8 protein-coding genes and 13 tRNA genes are annotated in these 11,810 nt (G+C 32.3%); 2 read left to right on the forward strand and 19 right to left on the reverse strand.

Annotated elements, in window-relative coordinates; all coding sequences use genetic code 11:
- Window positions 1-207: 207 nt before the first annotated feature.
- The 6 genes from HMPREF0078_RS05590 to arcA form a co-directional block, all read right to left on the reverse strand.
- The gene (locus HMPREF0078_RS05590; protein WP_039920553.1) at window positions 208-1,188 is read right to left on the reverse strand and encodes a hypothetical protein; all 981 of its coding nucleotides are present in this window, start codon (window positions 1,186-1,188) and stop codon (window positions 208-210) included.
- Between the two features lie 172 nt (window positions 1,189-1,360).
- Window positions 1,361-2,590 (reverse strand): S1C family serine protease, encoded by a 1,230-nt coding sequence (locus HMPREF0078_RS05595; RefSeq protein WP_004839167.1) that lies wholly within the window; start codon window positions 2,588-2,590, stop codon window positions 1,361-1,363.
- A gap of 206 nt (window positions 2,591-2,796) precedes the next feature.
- The gene (locus tag HMPREF0078_RS05600; protein ID WP_004839168.1) at window positions 2,797-4,302 is read right to left on the reverse strand and encodes a YfcC family protein; all 1,506 of its coding nucleotides are present in this window, start codon (window positions 4,300-4,302) and stop codon (window positions 2,797-2,799) included.
- Window positions 4,303-4,311: 9 nt separating this feature from the next.
- Window positions 4,312-5,247: a carbamate kinase gene (gene arcC / locus HMPREF0078_RS05605; RefSeq protein WP_004839169.1), complete on the reverse strand. Its 936-nt coding sequence runs from the start codon at window positions 5,245-5,247 to the stop codon at window positions 4,312-4,314.
- 35 nt (window positions 5,248-5,282) lie between these two features.
- Window positions 5,283-6,287, reverse strand: coding sequence for an ornithine carbamoyltransferase (gene argF / locus HMPREF0078_RS05610; protein ID WP_004839170.1), 1,005 nt, complete (start codon window positions 6,285-6,287; stop codon window positions 5,283-5,285).
- Between the two features lie 60 nt (window positions 6,288-6,347).
- A complete protein-coding gene (gene arcA / locus HMPREF0078_RS05615) occupies window positions 6,348-7,577 on the reverse strand; it encodes an arginine deiminase (protein ID WP_039920554.1) in 1,230 nt (409 codons plus the stop codon).
- Window positions 7,578-7,878: 301 nt separating this feature from the next.
- Between arcA and HMPREF0078_RS05620 the strand changes: the two genes are divergently transcribed.
- Both HMPREF0078_RS05620 and HMPREF0078_RS05625 read left to right on the forward strand, forming a co-directional pair.
- Window positions 7,879-9,141 (forward strand): helix-turn-helix domain-containing protein, encoded by a 1,263-nt coding sequence (locus HMPREF0078_RS05620; protein WP_004839172.1) that lies wholly within the window; start codon window positions 7,879-7,881, stop codon window positions 9,139-9,141.
- Window positions 9,142-9,166: 25 nt separating this feature from the next.
- Complete coding sequence (locus tag HMPREF0078_RS05625; protein WP_004839173.1) at window positions 9,167-9,871, forward strand: B3/B4 domain-containing protein; 705 nt, start codon at window positions 9,167-9,169, stop codon at window positions 9,869-9,871.
- Between the two features lie 206 nt (window positions 9,872-10,077).
- On the opposite strand, the gene HMPREF0078_RS05630 is transcribed toward HMPREF0078_RS05625, so the two are convergent.
- The 13 genes from HMPREF0078_RS05630 to HMPREF0078_RS05690 all read right to left on the reverse strand — a co-directional run bounded on the left by HMPREF0078_RS05630 (window position 10,078) and on the right by HMPREF0078_RS05690 (window position 11,749).
- Window positions 10,078-10,154: transfer RNA gene (locus HMPREF0078_RS05630), tRNA-Arg, on the reverse strand.
- Window positions 10,155-10,176: 22 nt separating this feature from the next.
- Window positions 10,177-10,253, reverse strand: a tRNA-Arg gene (locus HMPREF0078_RS05635).
- Window positions 10,254-10,284: 31 nt separating this feature from the next.
- Window positions 10,285-10,361: transfer RNA gene (locus HMPREF0078_RS05640), tRNA-Arg, on the reverse strand.
- Window positions 10,362-10,478: 117 nt separating this feature from the next.
- Window positions 10,479-10,552: transfer RNA gene (locus HMPREF0078_RS05645), tRNA-Gly, on the reverse strand.
- Window positions 10,553-10,559: 7 nt separating this feature from the next.
- Window positions 10,560-10,634: transfer RNA gene (locus HMPREF0078_RS05650), tRNA-Gly, on the reverse strand.
- Window positions 10,635-10,751: 117 nt separating this feature from the next.
- A tRNA-Thr gene (locus tag HMPREF0078_RS05655) sits at window positions 10,752-10,827 on the reverse strand.
- A 50-nt stretch (window positions 10,828-10,877) separates the two neighbouring features.
- Window positions 10,878-10,954, reverse strand: a tRNA-Asp gene (locus tag HMPREF0078_RS05660).
- 32 nt (window positions 10,955-10,986) lie between these two features.
- Window positions 10,987-11,062, reverse strand: a tRNA-Val gene (locus tag HMPREF0078_RS05665).
- A 3-nt stretch (window positions 11,063-11,065) separates the two neighbouring features.
- Window positions 11,066-11,140: transfer RNA gene (locus tag HMPREF0078_RS05670), tRNA-Glu, on the reverse strand.
- A 201-nt stretch (window positions 11,141-11,341) separates the two neighbouring features.
- A tRNA-Glu gene (locus HMPREF0078_RS05675) sits at window positions 11,342-11,416 on the reverse strand.
- Between the two features lie 45 nt (window positions 11,417-11,461).
- Window positions 11,462-11,538, reverse strand: a tRNA-Met gene (locus HMPREF0078_RS05680).
- Window positions 11,539-11,541: 3 nt separating this feature from the next.
- Window positions 11,542-11,618: transfer RNA gene (locus HMPREF0078_RS05685), tRNA-Met, on the reverse strand.
- 56 nt (window positions 11,619-11,674) lie between these two features.
- A tRNA-Asn gene (locus tag HMPREF0078_RS05690) sits at window positions 11,675-11,749 on the reverse strand.
- Window positions 11,750-11,810: the final 61 nt, after the last annotated feature.

Here is an 11,810-nt window from a genome sequence, read left to right on the forward strand (position 1 = left end):
AATATTGATACACAAAATTATTTACAGAACCATAAGAATTTATATTTAGATTTAAGTTTTTAAAAAATATTATCAATCAATTTTTCCTTTAAAGTAGGTTCTTATTTAATGCAATAATTTTTATAAAAAATGAGTATAAACCCAAGTCAAAAAGATAAGGTTGATACTCATTTTTACATTTTTAAATTTTTAAAATATTAAATTTTATTATTTTCTTTTGCTTTTAAATAAACCTAGGCTTGATGCTCCTAATAAGCCCAAAATTGCTGATAGGCTTCCAACTCCTGTTTGAACATTTTCTCCAGCGTTATTTACTTTATTGCCTGTATTTGCTGTATTTGTTGTGCCTGTTTTTTTATTTTTTCTGTTAGGATTTTTTTGGCTAGGATTTTGTGGTTTTTGATTTGCCATATCGTCTATAATTTTTACCAATTCTAGATCATAAGCATCGCTTTCGCCCTTTCCATACAAAAGATCCCTTGCGAACTTTTCTTTGACATAACCAAGTATCTTTGAAATTTCATCCCAAGTTGTAGCTTTTTGTAATTGTTCATATTTAAGTCTCTTAGCATCAACTTCTTCTTCAGAAGCAGGAGGTTCTTTATTTATAGCAACCCATATTTCATAACCTATAAAATCTAACTCTGCTCCTTTACATTTTTCAAATGCACCTTTTTCATTTAAAAGTTCACTCATTTTATATTCTTTAGGTTTTACTTTCTTTTCGTCTTTTGGTTTTTCTTCGTTAGTTTCTGGATTTTCTGTTTTGTCATCTGGTTTTCCTGTTTCGCCGTCTGGCTTTTCTTCTCCGCCTTCTGGTTTTTCTGTTTTGCCTTCTGGTTTTTCTGGATCACCTTCTGGTTTTTCTGGATCGCCTTCTGGTTTTTCTATTTTGCCTTCTGGTTTTTCTGGGTCGCCTTCTGGTTTTTCTGTTTCGCCGTCTGGGTTTTCTGTTTCGTCATCTGGCTTTTCTTCTCCCTTTTCATTTACTGGAGCTTTCTTTATAGTAATTTTTTTATCTTCTACAGTTGGTTTTTCTTCTGTTTTTACTGTTTCACTAGTTTTAGCTGGCTCTTTTAAGATTTTTTCTAGTGTTTTTTCTTCATTTGCTTTTGCGTTAGGAATTAATAAGCTTACTCCAAGTGCCAAGGCTAGACTAGCGCTTATTATTTTCTTATTTTTGTTCATAAATTTTCTCCTTTTACTTATTTTTTTAAATATTCTTTCACTAAACATTATATATATTGTCAAATATTTTAAATATTTATCCATAAAATTAAATTTGAAAATTTCGAAACTATTTCCAATAAAAAACATGGGCAAATTAATCAATTTTACCCATGTTTTTGGTGTTTATTTTTTATGGTCTTAGCCAATCTGGCAATTGTTGACCTTCTTTTTCTTCTTTACTTTCTTCTTTTTTTGGATTTGCCTCTTTAAATTCTTCGACGTTTGATGAATCCATTGTAAATTTGAAATCTATTTCTTTTTTCTCTCCTGCTCTTACAATTTGAATTTTGCAAGTATCTCCTACGCTATAATTTAATAGAATCTTTTTGAGGTTGGACATATCTTTTACTTTTTGTCCATCTATTCCTGTAATTATATCGCCTTTTCTGAAATAATTATTCGCATCATCTGAGATTGATTGTACAAATACTCCGTCTTCGCTTCCTACGTTTTTGCTATCTATATTATTGTATTGTAAAAGTAAATCCAAATTTATTCCTGTAATTCCCAAATATACTGAATTAAATTTGCCGTTTTTGGCTATTTCTTTTATAACTTTTTTCGCCAAATTTACTGGAATTGCAAATCCTATCCCATCAGAATTTCCTGCCTTTGCTGTATTAATTCCTATAAGTTGTCCTTTTGAATTTAGCAAGGCTCCTCCTGAATTTCCGGAATTTATTGCAGCGTCTGTTTGCATTAATCCATCCATTTGTGCTCCATTTTGGAATGAAACTGTCCTATCAAGTCCTGAAATTATTCCACTTGTAACTGTTGATTGTAATTGAAGTCCTAATGGATTACCTATTGCTACTGATTTATCTCCTACTTTTACTGTATCGCTATCGCCTAGGTCGATTGGTTTTAAATTATTTGCCTCAACTTTTATAACTGCAAGGTCCAAGGTTGTATCATTCCAAACAAGTTTTGCTTTTTTTGTTTTATTATTTGAAAACAAAACATTAATTTCGCTTGCATCTCCATTGCTTACAACGTGTGAATTTGTCAAAATATATCCATCTTTTGTAACGATTGAGCCTGAGCCTACTCCTTCAACATAACCTGTTTGTTGACCTAAAATTGTATTTTGTGTAGTTTTTGTTTTTGTTGTTATTCCTACAACAGAATCTATACTTTTTTCGACAACTGCTCTTTCCATTGTCGTCTCATCGTTTGTTGTTATATCCACTACATTATTTTTTTTGGTATTTGAATTTGTATTAGCTTCCTTTTTATTATTATCTGATGTTTTTAATGAGCTACCTAAAAGTGAAAAAACTAAAAATCCACCCAAAACAGCTCCTATTAGTCCCGAAAGAAAATTTGAAAATCCACCAGAACCACGATTTCTTCTAGCCATCTATTCCTCCTTATTATTCTTTTCTATATTATTATATAAAAAATTGTAAATAATATGTTATAGATAAGTAGAAATTTGATTTTGTAAATTTCTTTAAATGATTTTTCTAAAATTATTTTAAATTTTTTATAATTAATTTCTTATTTATTTTTCTTTGAAATAAAAAACAAACCCAGAAAAAATCTGAGTTTGTTAATTTTGTTTTATTACATTATAGCCATTGCAATTGATAAAATTACAATATTTGCAATCATTACTATAAAGAATGGTTTCTTTACCCATTTCAAATATGTTGAGTATTCTACTCTTGCTGCTGCTAGTCCACCCATTACAACTCCTGATGTTGGTGTAACAAAGTTTACAAGTCCACAAGCACCACAGAAAATCATGATCATTATGTTAGGGTCATATCCTAATTGATGAGCAAGAGATCCCATGATTGGAATTGATAATGCTGCAAGTCCTGATGTTGATGGTACTAAGAATGATAATAACATGTAAATCAAGTATGCAAGTGGTGCGAATACAAATGGAGAAACTCCTCTTAATAGTTTTGCTGAATTTTGTAGGATGTAGAAATCTAAGTGAGTAGAGCTCATTACTACTGTAATTCCTCTTGCTACTGCTATGATTAAACCTACTGATAATAAATCAGCAGCTCCTGCGATAAATCCATCTACAAATTCTTTTTCGCCAATTTTTGCAACTATAGCTATTACTATACTAGATAAGGTAAATAGTGCTGCTAAGTCTTTGAAGTACCAATATCCTAATGGAGATCCTGTCAAGAAATCTGACCAACCAAATGCTTTCAAGTAAGCTTCTTCGTCTCCGTGGAAATTGATGTCTACATAAGAAATTAATGATATAATCATTATTGCAAATGTTATAGCAAAAACTGTTAATACAGCTTTGTGTGTTCCAGTAAATTCTAATTCTTCTCCGTTATCGTTAGAGAAATATTCTTCCATAGCGTTTTTTTCATCAGCGCTTAGAATGGAAGATTCTTTGTTTTCTAATAATTTTTTAGCATAATTCAATACAAATTTTATAACGATTAAATCTGTTGATAACCAAAGGATAACGCCTATAATCATTACTGTTGTTGCATTAGATTTTATACCAACTGATTCTAATGCTCCCATAGCTGCTGATGTAGCGAATGGGTTGATTGTAGAACCTAGTACTCCGGCTCCAGCTCCAAGTAGAACTGTTCCTACTGCTACCATTGTATCAAGTCCAGCTGCTACCATTGCTGCTGTGATTAATGGATAAAAACCAATTGTTTCTTCTGCCATTCCGTATGTTGATCCACCAACTGAAAATAGGAACATTAATACTGCAATTAGTCTTCCTTCTTTACCTTTGTTTTTTCTTACTAAGGAACGAATTCCTGCTTCCATAGCACCAGTACTCATTACTATACCGATGAATCCACCAATACATAAAATAAATATAATTAGATCTGCGGCATCCATAAATCCGTTTGGAATAGCCATAATAAAGTCACTTAAACTAGCACTTTGTACAGTAACTGTTTCTCCAGCCTTAACTGCATTTATAAGATCTTCATATTTGCCTGGGTCTAATGATTTTATAATGTCTGAATCGATTGCTTGACCACTAGCTAATAAAGTTATTAAACATACAGCAGCTAGAACTATCATCAAGATAGAAAATGCACTTAGTGATTTTTTCTTACCTTTTTTCATAGTATTCTCCTATTTTTTTATTATAGTTCCTGTCTTTCCTTCTAATGCTTCAGCTGCTTTTTCTAAAGATGTAATTAGTGCAAGACCTTGTTCTGATTTTTCAACAAATTCTAAACAAGCTTCTACTTTTGGTAACATTGAGCCAGGAGCAAAGTGTCCTTCTTCAATATATTTTTTAGCTTCATTAACAGTCATTTCTTTAATTTCTTCTTGATTTGGTTTGTTGAAATTGATCATAACTCTATCAACTGCTGTTAATATTACTAACATATCAGCATTTAATTCTTTTGCTAATAATGCAGATGATCTATCTTTATCTATTACAGCTGGCACACCTTGTAATCCTTCTTCTGTATCTATTACCGGTACACCACCTCCACCAACTGTTATTACTATATTACCATTTGAAACCAAATTTTCCACAACATTTATTTCAATGATTTCTTTAGGTATTGGGCTTGCTACAACTCTTCTGTATCCCCTACCTGCATCTTCTACGTATTCGTAGCCGTTTTCTTCGTGTTTGGCTTCAGCTTCTTCTTTTGTTAAGAAACTTCCTATTGGTTTAGTTGGTTTATTGAAAGCTTCATCATCTTTGTCAACTAAAACTTGTGTAACAACGCAAGCTATTTCAGAATCTTTGCCTCTGTTTTTTAATTCATTTCTGATTGATTGTGATAAATGATAACCAATGTATCCTTGGCTCATTGCGCCACATTCTGGGAAAGGCATTTCAGGTGTATTGCCACCTTTGTTTGCTGAAAATTCCATTGCGTTATTTATCATTCCTACTTGTGGACCGTTTCCGTGTCCTACTGCTACATCGTAGTTTTCTGATAAATCTACTATTGTTTTAGCTGTCTTTTTTACTAATTCTAATTGCTCTTGAGGGGTATTGCCTAAAGCATTACCCCCGAGAGCGATAACTAATCTTTTTTTTGTCATCTGTTAATTTATATCCGTTTCTGTTTCTATTTTTTCTATTTTAATGTTGCATACATAATTGCTTTGATTGTATGCATTCTGTTTTCTGCTTGATCAAATACTTTACTTTGTTTTCCTAAGAATACTTCGTCTTTTACTTCCATTCCATCAAGGTCATATTTGTCTCCGAATTTTTCGTTTACATCAATACCTGTTGTTGTGTGAAGATCGTGGAATGATGGTAGACAGTGTAAGAAGATTGCATCATCATCTGCTAAATCCATAACTTTTTGGTTTACTTGGAATGGATGAAGTAATTCAATTCTCTTTTCCCATACTTCTTTTGGTTCTCCCATTGATACCCAAATGTCTGTATAAACTGCGTGAGCACCTTTTGCTGCTTCTTCAACGTTTTCTGTAAATTCTACTTTTGAACCGTGAACTTTTGCAAATTCTTTTGCTTCTGCAATTAATTTTTCATCTGCCCATAATTCTTTTGGACCGCAACCTGTGTAGTTGATTCCAAGTTTAGCACATGCTACCATTAATGAGTTACTTACGTTGTTTCTGCAATCGCCCATAAATACAAAATTTAATCCTTTTAGGTAACCAAAGTTTTCTTTGATTGTAAGCATATCAGCGATCATTTGTGTTGGGTGGAAATCATCTGTAAGACCATTCCATACTGGAACTCCTGAATATTTAGCTAATTTTTCTACTAATTCTTGGTCAAATCCTCTGTATTCGATTCCATCATAAAATCTTCCCAATACTTTTGCTGTATCTTCGATTGATTCTTTGTGTCCCATTTGGCTTGAACCTGGATCAAGGTATGTTACTCCCATTCCTAAGTCCATTCCAGCTACTTCAAATGAACAACGTGTTCTTGTTGAAGTTTTTTCAAATAATAATACTATATTTTTTCCTTCTAGATATTTGTGTGGTGTTCTTGTTAATTTTAATTTTTTGAATTGTTCACCTAGATCTATTAGGTATTTAATTTCATCTTCTGTTAGGAATTTTAATCCTAGTATACTTTGTCCTTGTAAATTTACTGGCATATTGTTTTCTCCTTATTTTTGTTTTTCAATATTAATTTTATTTTGTGACTAACTTACTTCTTATAGTTCTCTTTCTAATGGCATTGACATACATCTTGGACCACCACGACCTACTGTTAGGTTTGATGCATCTAATTCTAATACTTCAATACCTTCTTTTCTTAGTACTTCGTTTGTTACTGTATTTCTCTTGTAAACTAAAACTTTTCCTGGAGCAAGTGTTAATGTGTTTGATCCATCATTCCATTGTTCTCTTTCTGCAGCTATTGGGTCTCCACCACCACATGGGATTAGACGTACTTTTTCGATTCCTAGTGCTTTTGCTAAGACTTCGTCTAATTTTCCTGAAGCTGTTTCAATGTGTAAATCATTGTTTGCTTCATCTTTTGTTATGATTTTAACTTCCATTTCTTTGATTATAGCTGGATGGTATGTGAATGCATCATAATCGATTTGTGTAAATACTGTATCTAAGTGCATGAATGCTCTGTTTTCATCGATTTTTAATGCGTAGATTTTTTCAATCTTGTTTTCATTTTCTCCAAAGAATAATTTTTTAGCTAATACTTTGATTGCTTCATATTGTGTTCTTTGTGAAATACCAATTAATAGTGTAGTTTCATTGCCGTTGAATGTATCTCCACCTTCTATATGGTATTCGTTATCTCTACCATAAAGATTTGGAACATTTCCTTTGTATTCTGGGTGGAATCTAAAGATATAATCACAGTAGATTGTTTCTCTATTTCTTGTTACAGAATACATTCTATTGATAACTGCACCGTTTCCTACTGATGCAAATGGATCTCTTGTAAAGTATAGGTTTGGCATTGGGTTAATTGCAAGATATGATTTTCCTACAACCATTTCATGAAGATCTTCTTCTGTGAAAAGTCCTAGTTCTTTTAATGTTAAACCAGCCATTGTTTTTTCAACAAATTCTTTTGTATCTTCAATTTTTTCTAAATATTCTTTAGCTTTTGCAAGGATTTCTTTATCTTCACATCCTGTTTCACTTAAATATTGTTCTAAGAAAGTTTCTCTTAATCCTTCATTAGCATCTAGTGTTTCAGCCATTAAATCTTCAAGATAAACAACTTCTACTCCATTATCTCTCATGATATTTGTAAATCTATCATGTTCTTCTTGAGCTAATGCTAGATCTGGAATATCATCGAATAATAGTTCTTCAAGAGTTGATGGAGTTAAATTTAATAATTCATCTCCTGGTCTGTGAACCAAAACTCTTTTTAGTGGTTTAATCTCGCTTGTTACTTGAATCTTTTTCATAATTCCTCCTAAAATATATATAAATAGAGTGTATCTCTTTACTTGAATAAAGTTTCGTTTTGATTTTTTCATTCAAGATAAATTTTAGAGCCACTCATATCGTTTACATCAATAGTATACTCTAACCGTTTCATTTTTACACGACAAATTTCGGATAGTTTATTGTAAATTATATTCAAATGAAAATGTTTTTATAAGTGTTTTTATGAAAAATTATTAATAAATGGCTAAAAATTAGTAAATTAGCTTAAAATATTATATAATATAAATATATATCAAACTAAAATTAAAGAGGTTATTTATGGTTATAAGTAATATACAAACCAAAATTTCTGCAATTTCAGATCTATCAAAAATATGTAATTTTGAAGTAGAATTTCAAGACAGTTCTACCACAACTTTAATTCACAGTACAGCAAGACTTCTCTTGTTCAAAAAAGGCAAGGGGAAATTTATGATAAACGGGGTTGAATATCTAATCGAAAAAAATACCATGATTTCTATTCTTCCTTGGGATATTACAACTATCACTGATGTTACAGAAGATTTGGAATTTTACAAAATCGTATACAATTTTCAAATTATAAATGACGATTTGAAAAATATTTGTAATTTTAGGAAAAATCAAATAAATTCTATAGAAGTTTTGTCAAAAAATCCTATAAAAATTCTTGATAGCAAGGCTTTTCATGATATGAAAAATTCCTTTATTGAAATCAAAGATGAAGTAGGAAATGACTCTTTCCAAGAAGAAATTGATGAAAAACAATATTCTGATGAATATCTTATTTCATCAATTATAAGAATTTTAATTAAATTTTTAAGATTTGAAAACAAAAATGAAATAAGTACCAAGCAAAATTATGAACATCAAATTCAAATCAACCAAATTCTTAGGTATATGTATTCACACATGAGCGAAAAGTTAACACTTGACAGACTTGCCTCTACATTTTTCATTAGCAAATCAAGTCTTACAAAATATTTAGAAGAAAACATTGGCTTTACATTTTCAGAATTATTAAATAGAATTAGATTTTCAAAAGCAATCGACTTACTAATGTTTTCTGAAAAAAGTCTAAATGAAATTGCAAAACGCGTTGGCTATACAGACTCATCACACTTTACGAAAATATTTGAAAATACTGAAGGAATCAATCCTGGCGAATTTAGAAATTATTACAATATTAAACAAGTTAGTCTCAAACAATCTGAGGCAAAACTTCTTGATAGTGTTATAAATTATGAAATCAAAAACTATACTGACACAGATCTTACAATTGGAAAAGTAGCCAAAAAATTTGGCATTTCAACATCTGAAGTAAACAGATTAATTTATTTCCAATTTGAAAAAAATTTCTACGAATATTTAGATTTTCTTAGGATTTCAAAAGCATGTGAAATGTTAAAAACAACAGATTTAAAAATAATAGATATAGCAATGAAAGTCGGGTATAATTCAACAAGAACTTTCCAGAGAGCCTTTAGCAGAATAATTGGTGTATCCCCTAATAAATTTAGGACAACAATAAACTACCAAGACTCTGAAGGAAATATAATATAGTAGGAAAAAATAAAAGGAGAAAATTATGAAATTTATAGCAAGCGAATCTTTTTGGGATTTATTCCCTGAAGCAGAAATAGGCCTTATCCTATTTAAAGACATAAAAATGGAAGAAAAATCAAATAGAGAAATAAGAGACAAACTTGATAATGCAAACGAAAAAGCCCTAGATTATCTTACAAAACCAGTATTTAGCGAAAATCCAGTAATAAAAGTATGGAGAGATGCCTTCAAATTATTCAAAACAAAAAAAGGAGCACGCTGTTCAATAGAAGCCTTATTAAAAAGAGTGGCAAAAGACAAAGACGTTGGAAGTATCAATCCCCTAGTTGACATTTACAACGCTGCATCATTAAATTATGCCCTACCATGCGGAGCTGAAGATATAGACAAATTTGTAGGCGATGTAAAACTTGAAATTACAGAAGGAAATGACCCTTTCCAAGCTATAGGAGATGACAAAGAATCCCCAACACTAGAAGGCGAATTATGCTATAGAGATGAAAAAGGAGCTATTTGTAGATGTTTCAACTGGAGAGATTGCCAAAGAACAATGATAACAGAAGAAACAAAAAACGCAATACTTTTTATGGAAAATATAGATCCAGATAGAAAAGATGATTTAAAAGAAGCAATAAACTATCTAGGAGAAAATCTAAAAACCCACCTAGAAGGAAATATTCAAATTCACTTTTTAACAAAAGATAATCCAAGCATAGAAATCAAATAAAAATAAATTTAACTGTTGCAAAATAAAATAATCAATAAAAAATTTTTAAATACCAATATTGATTATAAAAAAATTTTGCAACAGTTTTTTTATGTCAATTTAGAAAAAAATCAATCAATCTATATAAAAATAAATGCAAATAAATTAGAAAGAATATAAAACCACAATAAAAAAGACCTCTAGCAAAACTAAAGATCCAAAATTTCTGGCGCGGCATTGAGGATTCGAACCCCAGGCCTACTGGTCCGTAGCCAGTCGCTCTATCCAACTGAGCTAATACCGCTCAATATTTTTAATAAAAATATTGGCGCGCCTGAGAGGAGTCGAACCTCTGACACACGGATTAGAAGTCCGTTGCTCTATCCAGCTGAGCTACAGGCGCATAATTAAAAATATAATCTAAAAAAGATATTTGGCGCGCCTGAGAGGAGTCGAACCTCTGACACACGGATTAGAAGTCCGTTGCTCTATCCAGCTGAGCTACAGGCGCATAATTAAAAATATAAAATTATTAATATCTTAACAATATAATATGGTACTATCATTACCTACTGTAATATAAATTATACCACAAAATTTTAAAAAATAAAAATAATTTATAAAAAAATGGAGCGGGTGAAGGGAATCGGACCCTCGCAACCAGCTTGGAAGGCTGGGGCTCTACCACTGAGCTACACCCGCATAAAATTGGAGCGGAAGACGGGATTCGAACCCGCGACCCTCGCCTTGGCAAGGCGATACTCTACCACTGAGCCACTTCCGCAAATAATATAAAAGGAAACAACAAAGTGAAAGCTAAAATAAATTATTAAATTAGCAAGCACCCAATTCCTATTTTTAATAAACGTTAAAATTTATAATATAAAGGAAAACCTTAATATGGAGCTGATGATAGGACTTGAACCTACAACCTATTGATTACAAATCAATTGCTCTACCAATTGAGCTACATCAGCACATTGGATCTCTATTGAAATCCAAGTCCTAAATTAGCCGGACAGGCATCTGGCGACTTAGATGGGACTCGAACCCACGACCTCCGCCGTGACAGGGCGGCATTCTAACCAGCTGAACTACTAAGCCATAATTAAAATAGCATAATATTAAAAATATTATGGTGGAAGTAACAGGGCTCGAACCTGTGACCCCCTGCTTGTAAGGCAGATGCTCTCCCAACTGAGCTATACTTCCATGTGGTGACCCTACCGGGATTTGAACCCGGGATACCGCCGTGAAAGGGCGATGTCTTAACCGCTTGACCATAGGGCCTCAATCATTATCATATTCATTAAACATACTTTTTTTAAAAAACTTGCAGCAAGCTGCAAATGTCTTAGTCGGCTTGTTGACAAAGTTGCAAGCAACTTTGAAACACCGCGACATCTGACCTACCATCAATTTATTTCATAAATTGGGTTAGGATCATAAACCGCTTGACCATAGGACCGTAAAATTATAAAAAAATATAAGTGGTGACTCCACCGGGATTTGAACCCGGGATACCAGCGTGAGAGGCTGGTGTCTTAACCACTTGACCATGGAGCCTAAAAGCTCCATGCTGGTTAATAAGCTAAGAGCTTATAAAAAAAATGGTAGCGAAGAAGAGACTTGAACTCTTGACACTCCGGGTATGAACCGAATGCTCTAGCCAACTGAGCTACTTCGCCACATGGTTGCGGGAGTAGGATTTGAACCTACGACCTCCGGGTTATGAGCCCGACGAGCCACCAAGCTGCTCCATCCCGCGCTATAATAATTGCTAAGTTATGAGCTACTTGAAGCTATATCTATTTAAAGAAACATTGGCGCTCAGGGTGGGGCTCGAACCCACAACCTACCGGTTAACAGCCGGGTGCTCCACCATTGAGCTACCTAAGCACTCTAAATAAAAAAATCTTATATAAATACCTTCTATTAATAAAAATAGAAGATATTTTTA

The sequence above is a fragment of the Anaerococcus vaginalis ATCC 51170 genome, from assembly GCF_000163295.1.
In the GTDB taxonomy this organism is placed as follows: Bacteria; Bacillota; Clostridia; order Tissierellales; family Peptoniphilaceae; genus Anaerococcus; species Anaerococcus vaginalis.